We start from the raw sequence: 22391 nt of genomic DNA on the forward strand, positions 1-22391 counted from the left end.
ATTAATGAATAAGCCTATTCTCAGTATAATAATACCTGCATACAATTATGCACACACTCTTACCAGAGCTGTAAACTCTGTTATTGCGCAATTTAATAAAGACATTGAAGTAATCATTATAAATGATGGATCAACAGATAACACAGAAAACGTAACGGATAAGCTTAAAGATAAGTACCAGGAAAAAATTAGCATTATTCATCAAACAAATAAGGGGTTAGCAGGAACAAGAAACCGGGGAATTGACGCAAGCAATGGTGATTATCTGCTATTTCTTGATGCAGATGATGAACTGTATGAAAATGCTGTTTACTATATCCTTAGTACAGTCAAAGACAACCCGGGCATACATTCTATCATTGGTCAACATATCTCAATTTACCCAGATGGCAAAAGGAAAAAAAGGTTTAAACCCGCACTAAAGAATGATATAGAAGCTCGCTTCAAGCAATATCTTCTTGATGAAAATTTTCCAATTGCTAATGGCTCAATTGCAATTCATAGAGAAGTTTTCAAACAATACAGGTATCCAGAACACCTTAAGTGCGTTGAAGACATTCCTGTTTTTACATTTATTCTTACAAACTATAGTTGCATTGTTATTAATCAGCCTATTGCTTTGATTCATAAGCACCCTGACAGCATGAGAAACAACATAGAATTGGAACTAGAAACAGGAATATCTAATGTCGATGAAATCTTTTCAAAAAACAGATTACCAGAACAATTGCTAAAATATAAAAAAATATATACATCCCTTCGATATCTTAGTATTTTCAGAACTCTTTATCTCGGAGGAAGATACAAAGAAGCCCTTGTTTTTTACAAAAAGTCTCTTACAAATAATCCCGCCATAATTATAAAACTATCTTATTTAAGAAAAGCACTAAAATGTTTTCTATTTAAAACCCATTCACAGCTAAAAAAAAGATAACAGCATGAAAAAACTGAAAACCAAGCACATTTATCTGTTATTTTGCTTAGCCACATTATTTCTTTTTTTGATTAACAATCACTTCCTGCCAGGCTTTGCCTGCTTAGTATTCCTATATTTATTTCACGAACTAATATTTAGTGACCACATATACTACGATCAGAATAAAGAATATAGCTGGACATTTGATGGTTGCATTAAAGAGACCGCAGTTGTCAATGACAATGTATTATCCATTCCTAAAAAATGGCAGGATGGCTATAACATCCTATGCAAAGTAAGAATAAAAAAATCCCCCTCAAGCTTTTTTTTCGATCCTTATGTTAAATTGAAAACAGATTCAGAAATTGATACTCAAGTTCAATACTTTGAAAGAGGTTGCAACACCTATCGCTATATAAATATTACTCACTCTCTAGAACCTGGCACGATAGAAGCAGAGATAAAAATTATTGGCCACTATTGTCAATTGGACTTTTCTGATTCTGAGTTAATCATAAGTCCAAAAATTGATATCGATAATAAGAAAATCATGTGTATTGCTCCACACCCTGATGATGCAGAAATAGCAGCGTTTGGATTATACAGCACTACAGACTGTTTTCTTGTAACTGTTACTGCCGGGGAAGCTGAACCAGAAACCTTTAGAAAATACGATTCTGACTCTTCATCAGCCGCATTATTAAAAGGCCGTGTCAGAGCATGGGACAGTATTGCAATTCCTTTATGGGCTGGAATCTCAAGAGACCAGTGTATTCAGCTAGGTTATTATTGTAAACAATTAAAAAAAATGTTTGAAAACCCAGACCAATCTGTTCATTCACCATATGCTGATATCAATGACTCTAGAGTATTCAGGGAGTTCAATCCATTTACGCTTAAGTCGGACAAAAACGGAAAGACCAGTTGGAACCAACTCGTCTCTGACCTGAATGAGCTTATTCACCTCGTTAAACCTGATATCATAGTTACACCACACCCAACTCTTGATAGCCATGATGACCACAAGTATACGACTAAGGCTATAAAACAAGCTTTAAAAGCTTCAGGCATTAAAAATGTTGATTTTTTCTATTATGCCAACCATCTTGAGTCCACCGATTTATATCCGTTTGGCCCTCCTCACACCTTGATTTCTGTTCCGCCTGTAATTGACAATCATCTCAAGATCAGCGGCTTTCAGTCTATACAACTATCAGCTAGAAACCAAAAAAACAAACTAATATCTTTGGAAATGAATCATGACTTAAACAGACCTGTTAAATTAAAAAAATGGTTACGAAAAAAAATACAACAATTATTTATCCGTCGTTACATTCCAGACTATGGTCATGATGAATTTTTCCGAAAGTCTGTAAAAAATAATGAATTTTTCATTACAAGCAAATTTAATTAACCATTTTATCTAATATGTCACTATCTTATCAAGAAAATTACAACAAGCTATCAATAGCAAAACATCAAGATATAGTAAAAATAACGTATTTTACAGTTATAGCATCAATACTATTGAGTTTTTATTACATCGCAAATGTCGAACTTATCAATAAAGATGGCTTTTATTATATTGATATTGCAGGAATATTTTTAAAACAAGGATTTGCTGCAGCAATGGCACAGTATAACTGGCCATTTTTTCCTATTATTGCAGCATACATACATAGTTTTTTGGGTTTTTCATTAGCTAATAGCTTTTACCTGATTTCCATACTCTCTTACGGATTAATTGCGTATGCATTTATCAAAATAGCAGAACTTGTTCTCCCAATAAAAGCCTTACCAATAGCTTCTGTTGTTTTTTTATGTGCTGCCACTATAAATAAGCACAGAGATGACATCATCAGGGATCACAGCTATTGGGCATTTGCATTGCTGGCCACCTTGTTTCTTATTCAGGCAATTTATTCAAAAAACTGGAAAAAAGTAATTTTTTCATTAATGGCGTTATCCATTAGTATTATTTTCAGGCCAGAAGGTATAATCCATTTTTTCTTATTCCCAGTTATTTTTATTTGCTGTACAACTAATTTCATCAAAACAATATCCAGAAACAAATTAACATCAATTATAATTTTAGCCTCTTCGATATTAACTCTATATTGCACTTTCTATTTACTGAGAGACACTAAACTAGCCACTGATATTTTAAAAGCTGTAAGGTTTGACAGAACATTGGAGAGCATTTTTACAGGTGCAGAAATCTTAAACAATTATTTCCTTCCTAAATACAGTCACCACTATTCCGTACATTTCATGATTGCAGGCATCACTTCCATTTTTTTATTAAATATTATTGCCAGCTTGGGAACTTTATATTTAGTTGCAATCTTGCTTGATGCCAAATGTTTTATAAACTGGATAAAAGAAAACACTATAATTATTTTTTTAACAATATCTTTTAGCTTGCCTATTATACTTTTTGTCTACAAGCATTATTTCCTTTCTCCAAGATACACAGTTTTAATTTCACTTATTTCTTTATTGCCTGTAACTTACATTTTTTACAAAAATATACTTAACAATAAAAGAAAAAAGTATTTAGCTTATTTCCTTATTTTTGCTTCATTTATTGATAGCACTGTCAGCTTCAATCATACTAGTAAAAAATACATTACTGATGCTGCTGAATGGGTAAACAGCACATATCCTGACAATCATTTAATAGTTACCAATGATCCAAGATTAAACTATCTTGTAAATGGAAACTATATTAGTACTCCTGAAATCAATCTGGATAACATTAATAAAAATGCGGATATATTGCTTTTTAATATCCGAAGAAAGGATAAACATACTTTATCAAAAATCAAAGACTATGGTTTATGGAAAGAGAGTAAGAGGTTTTACAATAATAAAAATGACTTCACCATCGTTTTAACTAAAATATAATACTTTTTAAAGTAAGTTGATAACTATGTCTAAAGATATAATCCAGTCCTTATGGATCGGTGATAAACTATCAATAAATGAACAGCTCTGCATCAATTCTTTTTTGAAAAATGGCCACCAGTTCAATTTGTATGTTTATAGTGACGTAAAAAATATACCAGCTGGCACCAACATTTGTGATGCCAGAGATATCCTGAAAGAAAAATATATATTTACCTATCACAACGGGAGCTATGCTGGCTTTTCAGATTGGTTCAGGCATGAGCTTATCTATAAAAAAGGTGGTTTTTGGGTTGATACGGATATCATTTGTTTAAAACCTTTTGATTTCGATGATGAACCGGTTATCTTTTCTAAAGAGTCGTTTGAATCTGTAAACAGTGCAGTTATGAAATTAACTAAAGGTAATGGACTATCCCGATTTGTTGCTGATATCTGTAAAAACCCTAACACTATACTGCCTTATGACGATAAGAAAATGATTAAAAAGAAAATCATTCGGAAATACCTTAAAGGTAATAAGAGAGAAAAAATAGGTTGGGGTGAATCCGGTGGTCCCGCAGGTTTTACAAAAGCGCTCAAACATCATAATATGTTTGACCTTGCCAAACCTTTCACTTACTTCTTTCCAGTCTCTCACACAAACTGGGACTCAATATTTGATGACACATTTAAAAATGACTTAGATTTATTTTCAGATTCATACGCAATTCACCTTTGGAATGAAATGTTCAGAACGAAGGAAGGGTTTGACAAAAACAGTACTTTTTCAAAAAACTCCCTTATTGAACACTTAAAAGAAAAATATTTATAGTAACTCTTATTTATATCAACTATTGAACCATTAAATAAAACTGTTTAAAGTTCACTCAGCATTAATCCCTCTTTGCTGTACCGTTACTGAGACCAATATGGCTAAAATTGAAGAATTAAATTCTATTCTGGCAAATGTGCTGGAAGTTGATACCAATAATTTTGATGAATCGACCGAACTTCTGGGAGCTCTCCCGGAATTCGATTCCATGGCCGTTGTCGGCGTCATCACAGCACTGGAGGAATCTTTCGGAATAGACGTTGCAGACGATGATATCGATGCAACTATTTTCGAAACAGTTGGCAGCCTGCTGGATTATGTCAATCAGGATCGTTCCTGATCAGCATACTGTACTGGCTACACCCTCAGGGTGTAGCCAGTATTGAAAGCTCAGAATAAGCCCCATTGACCTGCAAAGCAGACAGCTTACCCCGAACCTGCTTAGGCTGTGAAAACACCTTTCTACGCGACAGCAGAATCTTCTGCCCCCCCAGAAAACGCTCATCGACCTGTAACGACTTAACATCAATACGCTTACAGATTGATCCGCACGTTGCTCCAACGGCCTTCCTGAACAGTTCAACATTGCTAATCATCTGAATATGACCACGCCCCAGGCGTCGAGTCATTAGAAGATAGCAATGCTCTTGCCCATCACTGATCACCACCTGCTTTACATCCAGCGCCTCATGATCAGCAAATACCTTCTTTTCCTTCTCGCTTAATCCCCCCAATACTTCATCTTTTGCCGAAAGCACGTTGTACTTCCTGCTAAAAGACGGCAGAGGATAAATAATCCGGCAGCCAGTCTCTACATCCTTAAACCCCAGTTTTTTATACACCTTATAAGCTTCAGGAGAAGAGGTCAGACTGGTCAGGCTGGTATTCTTACGCTTAAGAAACGGCATCAGCAACATGATAGAGTTACTACGGTAATCATCATTAACGATCCACGCTGTCAGGTTGCAAACCGCGTGAGCTTCCCCGTCCAGTACAGTCGTCGAATTCAGCCCGCCCAGAAAACCAACCACCGCCTCACCATTATCCAGCACATAGCCCGGACACCAGTCTTCCTGTTGCCAGAGGTTGGTAAACAGTCGTTGCCAGATTTCGCGGGTAAACCGTGTGCTGTTCAATTCCTGTAACAATGGATAAACGGCATCAAAGTCTTCTGCCGTTGCAGCCCTGACCTTCGCTTTAGGCAATGCAGGTGCAGACATCAGATCAGCAACTCCCGGACATGGGGATGACTCAGAAAATCCTGTGGACTGGCGGTTGCACCGTAAGCCCCCGACTGAAACACAACAATAAAGTCCTCTACCTGTGCTTCAGGAAGCTCAAGTTTTGCGCCAACAATATCCAGAGGCGTACATAAAGGGCCGACAATCTCGACTTTTTCCTTTTTATCACCATCGACACGGTTGGCAATCAGCACCGGATAATTCTTGCGAATCACCTGGCCAAAATTGCCAGAATTAGACAAATTATGGTGTAAACCACCATCGGTCATCAGGTAAGCCTGACCTCGGGACACCTTTTTGTCGGTTACTTTGCAGAGGTAGTATCCGGCTTCCCCGACAAAATAGCGCCCTAACTCCATAACAATTTCAGTGTTCCTGAAATCCCCCTCTCTGGAATCCAGCAAACGTTGAAGGTTTTCAGCCACCGGCGTCACATCCAGTGTTTTTTCTCCCGGAAAATAGGGGATACCAAGACCACCACCAATATTGACGTGCTCCACTTTCGCCGGGGCCAGGTCCGTTAACCTGGCAGCCAGCTCAAAGGTCTTGTCATGAGCCTCAATCAGCGCATCAGCTTTTAGGTTCTGTGAGCCTGAAAAAATATGAAAGCCCTTAAAATTAATTTTTGCTGTATCCAGTCCTGCCAGAATGTCTGGCATTAATTCCGCATCAATTCCAAACTGCTTAGGCCCTCCAGCCATTTTCATACCAGAAGATTTCAGTTCAAAATCCGGATTGACACGGAATGCTACATTTGGCCTGATGCCCAGTTCTTCACCGATGGCATAAAGCCTTTCCAGCTCCAGAACAGATTCAACATTCAGGACAATTCCCGCAGCCGCCGCAGCCCTCAACTCTCCAGGCTGTTTAGCGGGACCTGCAAAGCTGATCATTTCCGGTGATATACCCGTTCCCAGAGCCACCAGCATCTCTTTGTGTGAAGCGACATCCAGCCCATCCAACATGGTAGACATGTGTTGCACGACAGCAGGCATTGGGTTGGCCTTGATCGCATAATGCAGCTTCAGGGCTTCCGGCATGGCGGTACGCAATACTTTAACTCTGTCGCTTAGCTCTGTCCGACTGTAAACATAAAGCGGTGTTCCCCCCGCAATGTTAACCAGCTCTGAAGCCTTCCTGTCAGCTATCCGCAGTTCATTATTAAGAACATTGATTCGGCCAAGCCGGTCATGTTTTTTACTCATTACTTCACTCCTGTTGCACTGAACAGGCTTTTGTACTCTTCAGTCAATACTTTCCGGTCAATCTTGCCATTGGGATTCCGGGCAAGGCTCTGTTTTTCGATCACCCTGGCAGGCACCATATAGGCGGGTAAGTGCTGCTGGCAATATTTGATGACGGCTTTTTCATCGAATAGCTGTCCATCATTGCACACAACCACCAGAACAACCGCCTGCCCAAGACGTTCATGGGCAAGACCAATGGCAGCCACTTCTGCAATCAGGCCAGACGCGTAAACCACCTCTTCGAGCTCGCTGGGGCTGACACGGTAGCCGGAGGTTTTGATCATATCGTCACGACGTCCAATAAAATACAAAAAACCATCGTCGTCCTTTTTCACAACATCACCGGACCATACTGCCAGTTCAGGCGTTGGAATTTCCTTAAACGCCGTGGGAGCAGGTTTAAAACGTTCATTAGTGCGCTCCGGATCATTCCAATAGCCCATTGCCACCAGACCACCACGATGAACCAGTTCACCGGGCTCGTTTGGCTGGCACTCTTCTCCTTCTTCATTCACCACTAACAGCTCGGCATTAGGAATCGCCTTGCCCATAGACGTCGGACGGCTGTCTACTTCAGAGGGAGCCAGGTAACTGGAGCGGAAGGCTTCTGTCAGACCATACATCAGATACGGAGAAGCATTGGGCAATCGCTCTCTTAAAGCAGACAAGGTTGCAGTCGGCATAGCACCACCAGAATTGGTGAAATAACGCAGGCCATGACCTGTTTCCTGCCACTCCAGGTCAGCCAGCTGAACCCACAGCGGCGGAACCAGTGCCAGACCCGTAATGCCCTGCTTTTCAACCGCTTTAACGATATCTCCTGGCAACAGATATTCGAGCAGATAACAACTCGCCCCCACCGAAAAGGCCGTGGTCAGCTGACTGAAACCATAATCAAAGCTGAATGGAAGCACACACAACAACCGGTCATCCGCTGTATTTTGCAGGTACTCTGCCACACTGTGAGCACCGGTCACCATATTGCGATGGGATAATACGACACCTTTAGGCTTTCCAGTACTGCCAGACGTGTAGAGGATGGCAGCCATGTCAGCGTCAATACTTGATGAGGGCAACCACTGTTCTGCACTGCCCGAAAAATCATTCCAGGTTACTGCTAAATCATCATCAACACGACCAAGGTCTACTATAATTACCCGAATCAGGTCATGACACTCTCTCAGCAACGGCTGCAGCTGATTGTATCGGGCTTTATTGGTCACCAGAATGCGGACATTGCAGTCTTTCAGAATATGTACGACCTGCCGGGCCTTCAGCACCGGATTCACAGGCACCATAACACCGCCCGCAGCGGTCGCGCCAAAAAAACTAAACACGGCTTCTGCCGTTTTAGGCAGGTAAATGGCGACCCTCTCATAACGAGCCAGCCCAAGCTGCTGCAAACCAGTGGCAACACGTTTCACATGATTGGCAACAGATGCATAATCATACCACTGTGTTTTGACACCCAGCGCCAGAGCATCCGGTGTTTTCTCTGCCTGATCCAGAAGCAACTGGTGGAGAAGCTGACTCATACATCGGTCCAAGTAAAGGAGAAATAACGGAGGATTGTAACAAACAAAGCACTTGTAATCAGTGAGATCGCTACATTTGTCAATAGTTCCTATTTTTTTATTCTTGTATTATCGTCCCACTGAAAATATAGCCAATACAGTGGTTAAAATAATATGACTGTAGATTTTACAAATGCTCTCGCTAAGCTTGAGGCCAACCAGCTGCCTGAAAACTGGGAATGGGTTCGTTCTTCAACTATGGCCAAGGTTGCCAAATACAATGGCTCGGAAGAACTCTATTTCAAGGAGTTCCTGCCTCGCAGTCGAATGGAAAACATCAAGGCGATGATTCGCGGTAGCCGCAGTGAGCGCTGGATCAGGCAAGCCAATATTGCCAGAAAGAAAGGCTTTGATGTGCCAGAAGTTGTAGCATCAGGCACATTCGGCAATAAAAATGGCTACCTGATCACAGCATCAGGTCCCAGAAAAGAAGTTCCTGACTTTCTCCTGCGCAACGATTCAACTATTGACGAGCTCCAACGCCAGAAGTGGATTGTTTCCTTTGCACGTTATATTGGAAAAATGCATAAAGCTGGCATTGTTCATGGCGACCTGCGTCCGGGAAATATCCTGATGGAGCCTACCGAAGAGGGACATTTCGTCATGATTGATATTGAACGAAACAGCTACTACCACAAAAAAATACCCATGAAGCAGGTAAAGAAAAACCTGGTACAGCTGGCTAAAAAACTAAGCTTTCGGGAATTTACGGCAAAAGACCGAATCACGTTTTTCAACATTTACAATGACGCTTACGGTCGCTTCAACAAGCAGGAACAAAAGGCACTCGCCTACGATGTTATCAATCTGGTAAAAAAACAGGATTACTGGGGTGGCGGTGGCAACGTCAGCAGCGTTGCCGACAAACGACACTAGACTTTTAAAACTTTACGAGCATCCCGAACCGCCTGCCGCACCTGCTCCGGCGCAGTGCCCCCCATATGATTACGGGCACTGACCGAACCTTCCAGAGTCAGCACCTCAAAAACATCGTCCGTAATGGTGTCAGAAAAACCCTGTAATTCCTCAAGGGTCATTTCAGACAGGTCTTTGCCCTGCCCAATACCATAAGCCACCGACTTACCCACGACTTCATGGGCATTACGGAAAGGCATACCTTTTCTCACCAGATAATCCGCCAGGTCGGTTGCGGTACTGAACCCACGACGGGCGGCGTCAGCCATCGGCACTTTTTTCGCTTCGATATGTGGAACCATGTCAGCGAACGCCCGAAGACAGTCTTTCAGAGTGTCTACCGTATCAAACAGAGGCTCTTTATCTTCCTGATTATCCTTGTTGTACGCCAGGGGCTGGGATTTCATCAGAGTCAGCAACGATATCAGATGACCATTAACCCGACCGGTTTTACCCCGCACCAGCTCTGGAACATCTGGATTTTTCTTCTGGGGCATAATGGATGATCCGGTACAGAAGCGATCTGGCAGATCAATAAAATTGAACTGGGCCGATGCCCACAACACCAGCTCTTCCGACATTCTGGACAGGTGTGTCATGATCAAAGCCCCGGCAGCGCAGAACTCAATGGCAAAGTCCCGGTCACTGACAGAATCCAGTGAATTACGGGTAGGCCGGTCAAAGCCCAGTTGTTGTGCGGTAAATTCACGGTCAATTGGATAAGTGGTTCCCGCCAGTGCCGCAGCGCCCAGGGGAGAAACATTCACACGCTTACGACAATCCTGCAAACGTTCACGATCACGCGACAGCATTTCATACCAGGCCATCAGGTGATGACCAAAGGTCACTGGTTGCGCCGTTTGCAGATGAGTAAAGCCGGGCATAATGGTTTCAGCCTCACGTTCAGCCAGATCCAGCAAGCCGCGCTGAAAACGGTTTAGCTCCTGATTAATGTTGTCGATTTCATCGCGCAGCCAGAGACGTATATCCGTGGCCACCTGATCATTTCTGGAACGCCCCGTGTGCAGCTTTTTACCGGCATCACCGATACGATCCGTCAGGCGCGCCTCGATATTCATGTGAATGTCTTCCAGCTTAACGGACCAGTCGATATTGCCCTGCTCAATATCTTCCAGAATACCGTTCAAACCGCCGATAATAGCGTCCTGCTCCTCACCGGTCAGAATGCCTGCCTTGTGCAGCATACGGGCATGCGCCATGGAACCAGCAATGTCGTGTTGATACAGGCGGCAATCAAAATCAATGGATGCCGTGAAGCGAGCCACAAACGCATCCACCCCTTCGCTGAACCGTCCACCCCATTGCTGATTACTGTTATCAGACATGTCTAACCTCTTTTGTTTCTTCTGTAAGCTTTGTACTTACAACTCCGGCTACGGCATTATAGGAACAGGCATCAATAAGAACAATTTAATCATCCCATGCCCGACGCCACCCTTAGTAACAAAAACAGAGACAACCTGTTTATTCCCAACCTGTGCCACACTCCGGCAATTTTTATGCTGGTGCTGGTGGCCGAGCTGTTTGTGTTAACCCAGGTGCTGGCCTTTCCAGGCAGCCAGCTTCCCGACAGCTACGACTTCGACTGGAACCGGCTGGCCACCAATTCGCTGTTTGTGCAGTGGATTGTCCTGAGCAGTGCAGCGGCGCTCTGCCGGTTACGACGATTACTTCACAACTCGCCAACGACTGTCATTGTCTCTTCGGTACTGCTAACGGTTGTGATCATAACCCTCATCGTTACCTTATTAGCGCACTTTCTGGCGCTCTCATTGACACTTTCATTGACGCAAGGATTTCTGTGGAAAGATACCCTGCTGACCTTTCCTGACGGGCATCAACTGTTGCGTCACGGCGTTATCGCTCTGATCCTGACCGCCATGCTGCTGCGCTATTTCTATATTCAACACGAAGCTTCCCAACAGGAAACCGCTAACGCCAACGCACGCTTTCAGGCGTTGCAGGCACGTATTCGCCCACACTTTCTGTTTAACAGTATGAATATTATTGCCAGCCTGATTCATATCAATCAGGACAAGGCAGAAGAGGCGGTTGAGGACCTGTCCGACCTGTTTCGTTCCAGTCTTCAGGAAGCCGGAAGCCTGATCTCCCTCAGCCGTGAAATCGAACTGTGCCAGGGCTACCTGAGGATTGAAAAGCACCGGTTGGGTGACCGCCTCAACAGCGAATGGCGCTTTCACAATTTACCTGAAACCCTGCCAGCTAACCTGACCATCCCTCCCCTGACGTTGCAACCGGTTGTCGAGAACGCGGTTTACCACGGCATCCAGCCAAGGCAGCAAGGTGGCACGGTGAGTGTAGATATTGCGCTTGATAACGATAAAGTAACTATCAGGGTGCAAAACCCAGTGCCGGAAAACAGCGAACAGGCCGTAGAACAGGGTAACCGGCTGGCACTGGAAAACATCAGATCACGATTGCAGTTGCTCTATGGCCACCAAGCCAGCATCGACGCGCATCTGACCCTGAACGACGGAGCAGAGATTTACGAGACCATTATCAGCTACCCAAAAAATAAGTTATCTACAGCATGAAAATACTGATTACCGATGATGAACCTCTGGCTCGTGACCGGGTTCGCCATCTACTCAACCGTCTGGAAGGGTTTCAGCCGCTGGAAAAAGAGGCTAGCAACGGCTACGAAGCCATACAGCTCACCAGGGAATTTCAGCCCGATATTGTGCTGATGGATATTCGCATGCCGGGGATGGGTGGGCTGGAAACGGCAAGCCTTCTGGCCGAAATGGAACAGCCTCCCGCCATTATTTTCTGCACCGCCTATGACACCCACGCCATTGAAGCCTTTAATGTGCAGGCGGTGGGTTACCTGCTCAAGCCTGTGAAGGCCGACGATCTGCTACAGTCTCTCCAACGTGCCAGCAACATTAACCTGGCTCAGCTGAACCAGCTGCAAGGTTCCCTGCCCGGCAGCAGTACGCGCAACCATATATCCGCCAAAACCCTGAAAGGTATCGAACTGGTGCCGCTGGATTCCATCTATTACTTTATGGCCGACAGCAAATACGTGACCGTTTTCCATGAGCATGGCGAAACCTTAATTGACGATCCCCTGAAAGAACTGGAGCAGGAATTCAGCGCCAGCTTCGTGCGGATTCACCGCAACGCCCTGGTACGCAAAAGCCTGATCGAGCGCATGCTGAGGGATGAAAACGGGCATTACAGTCTCCAGCTAACCCATGTGGACAAACCAATCTCTGTCAGCCGACGTCATGTTCCTCTGATGAAAAAAATCATGCAGACCCTATAGAGTGGTTGGGTCTACCCCCTTCCTGTCGTATCATCGGAAACATTCGCAAATCAGTACTAATAACCATTATTAATAACAAGCCCGTTATACCGTCGGGCAGACAGGCAGTAAAACCATTCATGAAGACCGTCCGCATCGCTACCCGAAAAAGCGCCCTCGCTCTCTGGCAGGCAGAATACGTTAGAGAGCGTCTGGAACATTTCCATCCGAAACTTTCTGTTGAGCTGGTGAAAATGACCAGCAAAGGCGATCGTATCCTTGATGCTCCCCTGGCAAAGATTGGTGGCAAGGGGCTGTTTGTCAAAGAGCTGGAAAACTCTTTGCTGGCGGGACGTGCCGATATTGCCGTGCATTCCATGAAAGACGTGCCCATGTCGTTTCCTGACGGACTGGGGTTAGCCACCATCTGTCCACGGGAAAACCCTCTGGACGCCTTTGTTTCCAACCACTACAACCATCTTGAAGAACTGCCGGAAGGTGCCGTGGTGGGCACCTCCAGCCTGCGCCGTCAATGTCAGTTACTAAAGCTTCGCCCGGATCTGACCATTCGTTTTCTGCGTGGCAACGTGAACACCCGGCTCGCCAAACTCGATAATGGAGAATACGACGCCATCATTCTGGCTGCCGCCGGCCTGATTCGTCTGGATATGGCGGATCGAATTCGTAACTGCCTGACCACTGAACAGTGTCTGCCAGCAGCCGGGCAGGGCGCTGTTGGCATTGAAATTCGTAGTGATGATAAAACCATCCGACAACTGCTTGAGCCTCTGCACGATCAGGACACGGCTGACCGGGTACTGGCTGAGCGCGCCATGAATCGCCGCCTGAACGGGGGCTGCCAGGTGCCGATTGCCTGCTATTCCGAATTACAGGGCGACGAACTGTTTATCCGAGGGCTGGTCGGCCAACCCGATGGCCGTCTGCTTCTGGAGGCACAAACCCATTGTCACCGCAGCGAAGGGGAAACGGCCGGTATTCAGGTAGCGGAAAAACTGCTACAGAAAGGCGCAGACCGAATCCTCAATGAATTAATGCATGAGTGATAGCTATGTTTGATGCAACACTCAACCATATTCGCGCCCTGGTTACCCGTCCTCAACCAGAGGGTGACAGGCTGGCTGAACGCATCCACCGGCAGGGTGGTAAAGCTTTAGTGCTGCCTATGCTGGACATTGCCGCATTAGCTGAAACTCCGGTGATGCGTGAACGGGTGCAGCAACTGGATCGTTACGACAAGGTGATCGTGATCAGCCAGCGCGCAGCCCGCTATGGGCTGGAACTGATCGACAATTACTGGCCACAGCGCCCCATTCATCAGCAATGGTTTGCCATTGGCGAAGCAACCCGCCACACTCTGGCTCGACTGGATGTGTCCGCCACCTGCTCCCAACAAGGCAGCGACAGTGAAAGCCTGTTGGCCCTGGATGATTTTCAGGACATCACGGGCCAGCGTGTGTTACTGATTAAAGGAAAAGGCGGCAGGGACTTTCTGGAAAGGACATTGCACCAGCAAGGCGTACAGATAGATACTCTTGAGGTCTATCAACGCCGCTGCCCGGACTATCAGCCCGATGAAGTGCGACAACAGCTGGCAGATCATGGTATTAATGTCATTCTTGCGGGCAGTGGCGAAACCGTCCGGAACCTTTGCCAGTTTCTCCCCCGGACAATGCCTGAACGCTGTCGGCTGGTGATTCCTGGTCAGCGGGTCGTCCGCCTGGCAGAAGCACTGGGGTTCAGGCAGATTTATAAAGCAGCAGGGGCCGACCATGCCGCCATGCTATCGGTTCTCGAAAAGATCAACGATGAAGCCTCCTTGTGAACAACAATCTTGTTAACAACAATGTGAACGATGATGTGAGCAATAATGTGAGCAAACAGCCTAAAGACTCCGTACAAGACAAAAGTACTGAAGTGACGGATGCAAAGCCGAACACTTCAGATAACAACAAAAAAAGCCGTACAGCGGCTACGGCCACGGTTGCCAAACCTTCCCGCCTGCCGCTGCTGGTCGCTCTGCTGGCATTACTGATGGCCCTGACAGCACTGACATCCACGGCCTACGTTGGCTGGCGGGGTAAAGCACTGGAAGACAGGCAGCCCGCCCTGCAAAGCGAACAGGAGTACTTGCAGTCTCAGATAGCCCGTCAGCAGGCCAGACTGACGGAAACCATTCAGACCCTTTCACCTGTAGAACAGCAGATAGAAGCTCTGCAACAACGCAACGACCGCCTGCTGAACCGTATTGATGTTCTTTCCCGTCATGTCCGCGAGCTGGCCGGCAGCAGCCGCGATGGCTGGCAACTGGCAGAAGTGGAATACCTGCTGCGCCTTGCCAACCAGAAGCTATTGATGACCTCCGACGTTATCAGTGCCAGAACGTTGTTGCAGGATGCCGACAACATTCTTCTGGAACTGGACGACTACAGTCTGTTTCCGGTTCGTGAAGCGCTGGCCGAGGACCTTGCGGTACTGCGTATGGTGCCGCATCTGGACCAGGAAGGCATCTACCTGCGCCTTTCCGCCCTGAGCCATCAGGTTGATAAACTGCCCCTGTTACAACCAGAAGGATTTAATGGAACGACACCTGTCAACCGAACCGAAGCTCTCCCGGCAAAAGTTCTCTCAACAGAAGCGCCTGCGACAGAAACAGAAAGCAGTGGCTGGCAAAGCGTTCTGCTCGATATGTTAAAAAATACCTGGGACAGTTTTACCGGCCTGTTCCGTTTCACGACCGACCGTACTTCTCCTGCAATGCCTCTGCTGACGGCTGAAGACAATCTGCTGATGCGCCAGAACCTGAAGCTTCTTATCGAACAGGTGAAGCTGGCACTGCTGGCAAGAGAGCAGGGTATCTATGATGAATCCCTGCAGCAGGCACAAAGCTGGGTGCAACGTTACTTTGAAATGTCGGGGGATACTTCCCTGGGTATGCTAAAAGAACTGCAATCCCTGTCGTCAGTCACTGTCAGCCCCAAACTACCGAATATTAATCGAGCCCTGGATGCCATTGAGCAGTTCCAGTCTTCAGATAAACCATCAGGCTCTCCGGAATCATCCGAAATAGCTCCTGATAATAAAGCAACTCCTGATAATGAAGCAGCTCCCGATAACGAAGCGCCTCCCACTAACGAACAAGAGGCTGATAGCGAGGTACACACCTCATGAAAGCCTTTGCTCTGTTCCTGCTTCTGCTCTTCGGCTGTCTGCTATTGGCCAACATCATGGTAAACGACACAGGTTATGTGTTGATTGCCTATGAAAACATGACCTTTGAAAGCACACTCTGGGGTCTGTGCCTGGTAATACTGTTGTTGGCGGGTGTCGTCTGGCTGGTATCCGGGCTGATACGCATGCTGTTTGGCGCTACCAGTTTTATCTACCCCCTCACTGCCAGAGCCAAACAGCGACATGCCCGGAAGCTGAGTCTTCGCGGCTTTGCCGAGTTCACCCATGGTCACTGGAAGAAGGCAGAAAAACTGCTGGTTCAGGCGGCAGAAGCCGGTGAAACACCTCTGCTGACGTATCTGGCAGCAGCCCGTGCCGCCCATGAAGCCGGTAATCACGACGCCAGTACCGACTACCTGCGTCGGGCTGACCACAAAGCGCCCGGTGCTGATCTGGCGATTGGTATTACTCAGGCACAGATTCAGCTGTCTGCCGGACAGCTGGAGCAGGCTCTGGCAACCATTAAACGGATGCACAAAAAAGAACCTCGTCACGCTTTTGTGCTGAAACTCCTGAAACAGGTTTATTGTCGTTTAAATGACTGGCAGTCGCTGGCCGCTTTGCTGCCAAAACTGAAACGGCTGAAAGTTATCGATGATCAAGAGTACCGGGAACTGGAACTCCAATCGTTTGAAGCTCTGTTTAAGCAGGCCAGCAGCAATAGCCGCGGAGCAATGTCTGATGATGAACGGGCAAAGCCTCTGCAACGTATCTGGAACGACCTGAGTTCTGCCCAGCGCAGAGACCCGGTAATTCTCTATCGTTATGCCAGCAGCCTGGTTCAACTCGGGCTGGAAAAAAAAGCGGCACCGGTTCTGCGGGAACATCTGCCCAAATGTTATAGCGCTGATCTGATTCTCCTGTTCGGTAAAATACGCAGTAATGACCTGAAGCGACAACTGCTGTTCACAGAATCAATACTGAAGGAGCGTCCAAACGATCCGGATCTGTTATTAAGCGCCGGTCGCCTGGCGCTTCGTAATGAACTCTGGGGAAAAGCCCGTGAGTACTTTGAAGCCAGCCTGAAATTCAGCAAACGCGCCGATACCTATAATGAGCTGGGCAGGCTGCTGGCACACCTGGGCGAGCATGAGGCCAGCAACCGGTATTTTCAGGAAGGCTTATTGCTGGCAGCGGATACCGTGATTGACTTGCCCGGTACCGGCAAATCATTGCAGTCATTTAAAATCTGATATATCCGGCTCTCATGAAAACCTGAGAGCTGGTGTTTACCTGCGGTGACAGAGGCGCTCTGATGATTGTCTGCTATGGTGTCTACTGCTAATTACTTTTGACAGGGGAGTACCTTATGGGTCAGAACGCCAGGCAGCAAACAAACTCAGAATTAGACCATATCAGGGACACTCTGACGGATCTTGTGCATTCCGTTGGAGAGATGGGTAGCAACATTAAATCCCTAGGAGCCTGACCGAGAATAGCTTAGGCAGTCCTCCTAAAGGTTTCGCAAAATTCAAAATGAGCAAAAAACAACCACTTTTTGAGGTTGATTTGCTCATTTTTGCAAATTTACAGCTTTTCTTTGCCTTTATGCCGCTTTTTTAACCTTTTTTAAATCCTCAAGACGGAGTGACCCCGTTGAAGCTTTCTTCACGATTTTTTTGAAATTATGCACTGTGCATACCAGTGAAAACTCTGCTTCCACTTTCTCTTTCCCGCGCAGACTGAAACTCCTGAATCCAGAGTTTTTTATCTGACCAAACGGTGGTTCCGCTATTACTTTGCGACGTTCGTATACCGCTTTCGCTTCGCTTGTTTCCATTTTTTTATTCATGGCTTGTCGTGCAGTTTCAAACTTGTCTGTGCGAATTACCTTGCCTGCACTTTTCTTGGAGCCACTGCATCTGGAGCGGTAAGCGCACTCTCGGCATACTTCCTTGTTTGCCCGGTAGCCTTTCCTCTTAGCTTTACTGGCTGGATTGGTAACCAATTTTTCCCCAGCCGGACAGATGAAGACGTCAGCTTCAATATTGTATGTAAAATCCGCTTTGACAAATTTTCGATCAGTATTTTCAAGGTCCGTAACAGCCGGTTTTTCTTCCTTGTCAGTAGCGATATAACCGTCTATTCCATGTTTATCCAAGGTGTGCAGATTTGGCCCTGAAAAATAGCCGTTGTCCATACTCCATTTATCCACAGCCGCGCCATCGGTAGATTCTGACAAAGCCTGAAGAGCCGGTTCTACTTCCTGTATGTCGTTGGCGCGTTGACTGATGTGTTGGCCGACAATGATCTGGTGATCCGCATCTACATTAATTTGGGCATTGTAGCTGTATTCGCAGTACCCCTTCTTGCTCATCATCCGGGCATCATGGTCTGCAAAGCTAATCTGTTTCTTGTCGTCTATTGGCTCGTCCGGATTGAGGGCTTTCTCACGCTCTTCCAGTGCTTTTTTAGCAGCCTTAATTTTCTTCAGCCGTTCTTCTTTAAACAGGAGGTCTTCAGGAATACTGTAGCCATTGGTTTCTTTGTAGGCGTCGTCTTCTTCCTGATCGCACTGGCTGGCTTTTTTGATCAGTTCATCAACCTCAGCGCTGAGTTCTGCCTCTTTGGCTTTAAGCCGGCCGTAGCTCATGGCCTTATGCTTTGAACTGTTGGCTTTGAATTTCGAACCATCCAGGCTGATATGCCCAAGCGATGCCAGTTTCAGCTCCATCGCCAGCTTGACGGACTGTTTGAAACAGTCATGAAAAAACGACAGGTTGTTTTTGCGGAAGTCCCCCAGGACCCGAAAGTTTGGGCAATTCATCTGAGAGATGTACATGAATGCCAAGTCCTGCCGACACCGTTTTTCTATTTCACGGGAGCTGAATACACCATGACTGTAGGCGTAGATCAGGATACCTACGATCAGCTTGGGTGGGTAGGCATGCTGTCCAAGGTGATGGTACTGCTTTTCAACTTCCGAGGTATCAATGTTCTGGAAGATGGTCTCATAGATGTAGCAGTCATGATCTTGGGGAAGAAGATCAAAGATGTTGGTTGGAAACAGCAGGTGCTGGTCGAACTCAACAGGGCTATCCTTGAATTTTGGTGGTGGCGACATCAGGCTTCATCAGGGCTGCGTTTTGAACGCTATTATATCAGATAAATCCTATTCTCGGTCAGGCTCCTAGATAACAGGCTCGACAGCTTTCAGCAGGAGACCCGCAAACGCTTTGATCAGCACGATAAGCGCTTTGATGAACACGACAGGCGCTTTGACCGGCTGGAACTACGCTTTGATCAACACGATAAGCGTTTTGATGAACAAGACAAACGCTTTGACCAACTTGAGATGCTTATTCGTCAGCTTCTTCCTAACACCAGCAACTAGCCCTCCCGAATAATCCACAGCACGATTTTGCTATCGTGCTATTTTCAAATGATTCCCTGACCGGTATCTTACGCCGGTTTACCAATTTAGAACTATGAATGCCCAATGAGTGATTCTATCAACTCCAGCGATGCCCTGGACTCTGCAAAAGATACCCAGCAAACCGTCGAGCCCGGCAAGCGCCGGGAAATTAAAAGCTTTGTACTGCGCCAGGGTCGCATGACTGCGGGTCAGCAGCGTGGCATGGATGAATGCTGGGACCAATGGGGGCTGGAGCTGAAAGATGGCACTCTGGATATGGCTGCCACCTTTGGTCGGGAAGCTCCCGTTGTGTTTGAAATCGGCTACGGCATGGGCTTGTCATTGGCTGCCATGGCGGGGGCGGAAACGGATAAAAACTTTATCGGTGTTGAAGTGCATCGTCCCGGCGTTGGCAGCCTGCTGAATGAAGCCAGTACTGCCGGACTCTCAAACGTTCGGACTTTCAACGACGATGCCGTAGAGGTGCTGAAACAGTGTATTCCAGACGCCAGCCTGTCCCGGGTACAGATTTATTTCCCTGACCCGTGGCACAAAAAACGCCACAACAAGCGTCGCCTGGTTCAGGCCAAATTTATTGAACTGCTGCGTCCAAAGCTTAAAGTTGGCGGTGTTATTCACCTGGCGACTGACTGGGAAAACTACGCTGAGCAGATGATGGAAGTCATGAGCGACGCGAAAGGATTCACAAATTTGGCGGGTGATCAGGAATACTCTCCACGCCCGGATTACCGTCCTCTGACCAAATTCGAGAAACGCGGTCATCGTCTTGGCCATGGAGTCTGGGAACTGCTGTTTGAGCGGGTCGCCTGATTCCACTCATCCCCGCACAGCGGGGATGACAATCTCACCGGTATCTATAAGTCCATCAACAACTTATTTAAACATGTCTCAAACCATTGACCTGCAATCAGGCAGCATAGGAAAAACACTCTTTCGATACGCGGTTCCATCCACCATGGCCGTATGGATTTTTGCACTTTATACCATGGTCGATGGTATGTTTGTCGGGCGCGGTGTCGGTGCCGATGCACTGGCGGCGGTTAATCTGTCGATGCCGTATATCAGCATCATGTTCGCTATTTCCATTCTGGTCACCATTGGCTCGGCTACGATTGTGGGCGCCAAACGCGGTGAAGGCAAACATAAGGACGCTAGTCGTCTATTCTCAAGTACTATTTATGCCTTGCTGATCTTTGGCATTCTGGTTTGTACGCTTAGTTATTTCTTCATTGAAGAAATCGCTGTTTTGCTAGGTGCTAAGGATGAGCTGGTTCCTATGGTAGTTGAATATCTGCAAACCCTGCTGCTATTCAATACCTTTTACCTTGTCGCCTATTCCATGGAAGTGTTTGTTAAGGTCGACGGATTCCCCAGACTGGAACTGACGGTAATCTGTGTGGCGGCAGTGATGAACATTGTTCTGGATTATCTGCTGGTGATCCAGCTGGGTATGGGACTGCGTGGAGCCGCTATTGCCACAGGCTGCGCCCAGATGACCCAGGCTACCTTGTTGTTACTTCACTTCACTGGTTATCTCGGCAAAACCGGCACCCTGCAATTTGTCAGGGCCATGCCAAAACTCCGAGAACTTTTCCGCTTTGTGAAAATTGGCGGGCCAGACTGCATTACCGAAATGTCTGCGGGGCTGATTTTGCTCCTGTTCAACAACATAATTCTGGCTTATCTGGGTAAGTCTGAACTCTCAGCATTCAGTGTAATTGGCTATGCTAACAACCTTATGCTGCTGACTATGATTGGCCTGACTCAGGGTATGCAGCCTATCGTCACCTTTTTGCGTGGCCGACAGGATTATGTTCGTATCACTGAAGCCATCAATCTGACGATTCGAACAGCCTTGATGATATGCACGACAGCTTACGCAGGTATTTTTCTCTTTGGTCACCACATGGCGGCGCTGTTCCTGAATGATGCGGCACTGATTAGCCTGTCGCACCAGTTTATGAAGTTCTTCTGTCTGGCATTCATTCTGATGGGGGCCAACATTGTGATTTCCGGCTTCTTTACAGCACTTGAACAACCGCGACTCGCTGGCACTCTGTCGTTAATGAGAGGTGGCGTACTGAGCTTTATATTATTGATGACTTTGCCATTAGTGATAGGCTCTGAAGGTATCTGGCTCGTTGCTCCTGTCAGCGAATTAGCAACCTTTGTGGTAGGCATCATTCTGCTGAAGCAGAAATTGAATCAATGGAAAAATACGACGATAGTAAGACAAACTGCTCTTGCATAATCAACCTATTATAAAGTCTTTGTCGTATGAAATAGATCACTACAATGCCCTGTTCGACAGGGCAAAAGTCGAAACTAACCAGCATTCGGCCTTCTTACCTTCAGGCAGAAATGCACTAATAGCGCTCTTTGCGCGCCGTAACTGGAAATACGCCGGGAAAAAACCGAAAAAGTCCTGTTTGCATGCGAACCAGAATTCTCCGTAATTAGGTTCAAAGAAACTGACATCTCCCTTGATATAATTGGCTCCCCCCAACCAGACGGCAACAACATGGAAACGATCCCTCTTGAGGGCAAAATCTTTCACGCCAAAAGCAATATAGGCGTAACAGCCATAACTCTTTGTAACGGGGGTTCTATTTTTGAAACTGTCATGCAAAAAAATCATATGGTTTAGAATATCCCGACAAACAAGACCCGATTGCCTCAGATGATTGACCAGACTGTCGTTATAGGCGTGATAGTTTATCCAGCAGGTACACAGAGCATCGCATATACCATGCCTTATTCTCAGGTATATTTCTCCCTTACTTTGGCTGAACTTCCAAACTGTAACGCCCTTAAATTGCGTGACCAGATCATACGTCGTCATTGTAAGCGGTCTGCATAAATC

Annotated in this window: 20 protein-coding genes; 14 read left to right on the plus strand and 6 right to left on the minus strand. The window is 46.2% G+C overall.

Annotation, left to right across the window (positions count from 1 at the left end):
• The first annotated feature begins 4 nt into the window (after positions 1-4).
• The 5 genes from NX720_RS08765 (at position 5) to NX720_RS08785 (ending at position 4977) form a co-directional block, all read left to right on the plus strand.
• A complete protein-coding gene (locus tag NX720_RS08765; protein WP_262600752.1) occupies positions 5-934 on the plus strand; it encodes a glycosyltransferase family A protein in 930 nt (309 codons plus the stop codon).
• 4 nt (positions 935-938) lie between these two features.
• Positions 939-2330, plus strand: coding sequence for a PIG-L deacetylase family protein (locus tag NX720_RS08770; RefSeq protein ID WP_262600753.1), 1392 nt, complete (start codon positions 939-941; stop codon positions 2328-2330).
• 14 nt (positions 2331-2344) lie between these two features.
• Entirely contained in the window at positions 2345-3823 is a 1479-nt protein-coding gene (locus NX720_RS08775; RefSeq protein ID WP_262600754.1) for a hypothetical protein, read from the plus strand.
• 25 nt (positions 3824-3848) lie between these two features.
• Positions 3849-4637 carry a glycosyltransferase gene (locus NX720_RS08780; RefSeq protein ID WP_262600755.1) on the plus strand — a complete coding sequence of 263 codons (789 nt, stop codon included), beginning with the start codon at positions 3849-3851 and terminating at the stop codon, positions 4635-4637.
• A 97-nt stretch (positions 4638-4734) separates the two neighbouring features.
• Positions 4735-4977, plus strand: coding sequence for an acyl carrier protein (locus NX720_RS08785; protein ID WP_262600756.1), 243 nt, complete (start codon positions 4735-4737; stop codon positions 4975-4977).
• Between the two features lie 25 nt (positions 4978-5002).
• Here NX720_RS08785 and NX720_RS08790 read toward each other — a convergent pair whose 3' ends face one another.
• Genes NX720_RS08790 through NX720_RS08800 form a run of 3 tightly spaced genes read right to left on the minus strand, consistent with a single transcriptional unit; the run spans position 5003 to position 8660 of the window.
• On the minus strand, positions 5003-5857 hold the full coding sequence (locus NX720_RS08790) for a GNAT family protein (protein WP_262600757.1): 855 nt from the start codon (positions 5855-5857) through the stop codon (positions 5003-5005).
• Positions 5857-7083 (minus strand): pyridoxal-dependent decarboxylase, exosortase A system-associated, encoded by a 1227-nt coding sequence (locus NX720_RS08795; RefSeq protein WP_262600758.1) that lies wholly within the window; start codon positions 7081-7083, stop codon positions 5857-5859. Before NX720_RS08795 ends, NX720_RS08790 begins: the two co-directional genes overlap by 1 nt.
• Complete coding sequence (locus tag NX720_RS08800; RefSeq protein ID WP_262600759.1) at positions 7083-8660, minus strand: acyl-CoA ligase (AMP-forming), exosortase A system-associated; 1578 nt, start codon at positions 8658-8660, stop codon at positions 7083-7085. Before NX720_RS08800 ends, NX720_RS08795 begins: the two co-directional genes overlap by 1 nt.
• Positions 8661-8813: 153 nt before the next feature.
• Between NX720_RS08800 and NX720_RS08805 the strand changes: the two genes are divergently transcribed.
• Entirely contained in the window at positions 8814-9575 is a 762-nt protein-coding gene (locus tag NX720_RS08805) for a lipopolysaccharide kinase InaA family protein (protein WP_262600760.1), read from the plus strand.
• Here NX720_RS08805 and argH read toward each other — a convergent pair.
• Positions 9572-10960 (minus strand): argininosuccinate lyase, encoded by a 1389-nt coding sequence (gene argH / locus NX720_RS08810; RefSeq protein WP_262600761.1) that lies wholly within the window; start codon positions 10958-10960, stop codon positions 9572-9574. The two genes, NX720_RS08805 and argH, sit on opposite strands and share 4 nt — an antisense overlap.
• A 96-nt stretch (positions 10961-11056) precedes the next feature.
• Between argH and NX720_RS08815 the strand changes: the two genes are divergently transcribed.
• The 6 genes from NX720_RS08815 (at position 11057) to NX720_RS08840 (ending at position 17345) form a co-directional block, all read left to right on the plus strand.
• The gene (locus tag NX720_RS08815; protein WP_262600762.1) at positions 11057-12190 is read left to right on the plus strand and encodes a sensor histidine kinase; all 1134 of its coding nucleotides are present in this window, start codon (positions 11057-11059) and stop codon (positions 12188-12190) included.
• Positions 12187-12924: a LytR/AlgR family response regulator transcription factor gene (locus NX720_RS08820; protein WP_262600763.1), complete on the plus strand. Its 738-nt coding sequence runs from the start codon at positions 12187-12189 to the stop codon at positions 12922-12924. Before NX720_RS08815 ends, NX720_RS08820 begins: the two co-directional genes overlap by 4 nt.
• A 119-nt stretch (positions 12925-13043) precedes the next feature.
• Positions 13044-13967 (plus strand): hydroxymethylbilane synthase, encoded by a 924-nt coding sequence (gene hemC, locus NX720_RS08825; RefSeq protein WP_262600764.1) that lies wholly within the window; start codon positions 13044-13046, stop codon positions 13965-13967.
• 5 nt (positions 13968-13972) lie between these two features.
• The gene (locus NX720_RS08830; RefSeq protein ID WP_262600765.1) at positions 13973-14746 is read left to right on the plus strand and encodes a uroporphyrinogen-III synthase; all 774 of its coding nucleotides are present in this window, start codon (positions 13973-13975) and stop codon (positions 14744-14746) included.
• A complete protein-coding gene (locus NX720_RS08835; RefSeq protein ID WP_262600766.1) occupies positions 14743-16092 on the plus strand; it encodes a uroporphyrinogen-III C-methyltransferase in 1350 nt (449 codons plus the stop codon). Before NX720_RS08830 ends, NX720_RS08835 begins: the two co-directional genes overlap by 4 nt.
• Positions 16089-17345 carry a heme biosynthesis HemY N-terminal domain-containing protein gene (locus NX720_RS08840; RefSeq protein ID WP_262600767.1) on the plus strand — a complete coding sequence of 419 codons (1257 nt, stop codon included), beginning with the start codon at positions 16089-16091 and terminating at the stop codon, positions 17343-17345. Before NX720_RS08835 ends, NX720_RS08840 begins: the two co-directional genes overlap by 4 nt.
• 353 nt (positions 17346-17698) lie before the next feature.
• On the opposite strand, the gene NX720_RS08845 is transcribed toward NX720_RS08840, so the two are convergent.
• Positions 17699-19216 (minus strand): IS1182 family transposase, encoded by a 1518-nt coding sequence (locus NX720_RS08845; protein ID WP_262600768.1) that lies wholly within the window; start codon positions 19214-19216, stop codon positions 17699-17701.
• 375 nt (positions 19217-19591) lie between these two features.
• On the opposite strand from NX720_RS08845, the gene trmB reads away from it, so the two are divergent.
• Both trmB and NX720_RS08855 read left to right on the plus strand, forming a co-directional pair.
• Positions 19592-20338, plus strand: coding sequence for a tRNA (guanosine(46)-N7)-methyltransferase TrmB (trmB, locus tag NX720_RS08850; protein WP_262600769.1), 747 nt, complete (start codon positions 19592-19594; stop codon positions 20336-20338).
• A 73-nt stretch (positions 20339-20411) separates the two neighbouring features.
• Positions 20412-21779 (plus strand): MATE family efflux transporter, encoded by a 1368-nt coding sequence (locus NX720_RS08855; RefSeq protein WP_262600770.1) that lies wholly within the window; start codon positions 20412-20414, stop codon positions 21777-21779.
• 39 nt (positions 21780-21818) lie between these two features.
• Here NX720_RS08855 and NX720_RS08860 read toward each other — a convergent pair whose 3' ends face one another.
• The gene (locus NX720_RS08860; protein ID WP_262600771.1) at positions 21819-22370 is read right to left on the minus strand and encodes a hypothetical protein; all 552 of its coding nucleotides are present in this window, start codon (positions 22368-22370) and stop codon (positions 21819-21821) included.
• Positions 22371-22391 lie beyond the last annotated feature (21 nt).

This window comes from Endozoicomonas euniceicola, assembly GCF_025562755.1.
Lineage (GTDB): Bacteria > Pseudomonadota > Gammaproteobacteria > Pseudomonadales > Endozoicomonadaceae > Endozoicomonas_A > Endozoicomonas_A euniceicola.

Excerpts from the sequence above, each read along its gene's own strand:
- NX720_RS08830 (WP_262600765.1), top strand. The coding sequence starts at position 13,973 with ATGTTTGATGCAACACTCAACCATATTCGCGCCCTGGTTACCCGTCCT.
- trmB (WP_262600769.1), top strand. The coding sequence starts at position 19,592 with ATGAGTGATTCTATCAACTCCAGCGATGCCCTGGACTCTGCAAAAGAT.
- NX720_RS08790 (WP_262600757.1), bottom strand. The coding sequence starts at position 5,857 with ATGTCTGCACCTGCATTGCCTAAAGCGAAGGTCAGGGCTGCAACGGCA.
- NX720_RS08800 (WP_262600759.1), bottom strand. The coding sequence starts at position 8,660 with ATGAGTCAGCTTCTCCACCAGTTGCTTCTGGATCAGGCAGAGAAAACA.
- NX720_RS08860 (WP_262600771.1), bottom strand. The coding sequence starts at position 22,370 with ATGACGACGTATGATCTGGTCACGCAATTTAAGGGCGTTACAGTTTGG.
- NX720_RS08765 (WP_262600752.1), top strand. The coding sequence starts at position 5 with ATGAATAAGCCTATTCTCAGTATAATAATACCTGCATACAATTATGCA.
- NX720_RS08805 (WP_262600760.1), top strand. The coding sequence starts at position 8,814 with ATGACTGTAGATTTTACAAATGCTCTCGCTAAGCTTGAGGCCAACCAG.
- NX720_RS08785 (WP_262600756.1), top strand. The coding sequence starts at position 4,735 with ATGGCTAAAATTGAAGAATTAAATTCTATTCTGGCAAATGTGCTGGAA.
- NX720_RS08775 (WP_262600754.1), top strand. The coding sequence starts at position 2,345 with ATGTCACTATCTTATCAAGAAAATTACAACAAGCTATCAATAGCAAAA.
- NX720_RS08815 (WP_262600762.1), top strand. The coding sequence starts at position 11,057 with ATGCCCGACGCCACCCTTAGTAACAAAAACAGAGACAACCTGTTTATT.
- NX720_RS08780 (WP_262600755.1), top strand. The coding sequence starts at position 3,849 with ATGTCTAAAGATATAATCCAGTCCTTATGGATCGGTGATAAACTATCA.
- hemC (WP_262600764.1), top strand. The coding sequence starts at position 13,044 with ATGAAGACCGTCCGCATCGCTACCCGAAAAAGCGCCCTCGCTCTCTGG.
- argH (WP_262600761.1), bottom strand. The coding sequence starts at position 10,960 with ATGTCTGATAACAGTAATCAGCAATGGGGTGGACGGTTCAGCGAAGGG.
- NX720_RS08795 (WP_262600758.1), bottom strand. The coding sequence starts at position 7,083 with ATGAGTAAAAAACATGACCGGCTTGGCCGAATCAATGTTCTTAATAAT.
- NX720_RS08845 (WP_262600768.1), bottom strand. The coding sequence starts at position 19,216 with ATGTCGCCACCACCAAAATTCAAGGATAGCCCTGTTGAGTTCGACCAG.
- NX720_RS08855 (WP_262600770.1), top strand. The coding sequence starts at position 20,412 with ATGTCTCAAACCATTGACCTGCAATCAGGCAGCATAGGAAAAACACTC.
- NX720_RS08820 (WP_262600763.1), top strand. The coding sequence starts at position 12,187 with ATGAAAATACTGATTACCGATGATGAACCTCTGGCTCGTGACCGGGTT.
- NX720_RS08840 (WP_262600767.1), top strand. The coding sequence starts at position 16,089 with ATGAAAGCCTTTGCTCTGTTCCTGCTTCTGCTCTTCGGCTGTCTGCTA.
- NX720_RS08770 (WP_262600753.1), top strand. The coding sequence starts at position 939 with ATGAAAAAACTGAAAACCAAGCACATTTATCTGTTATTTTGCTTAGCC.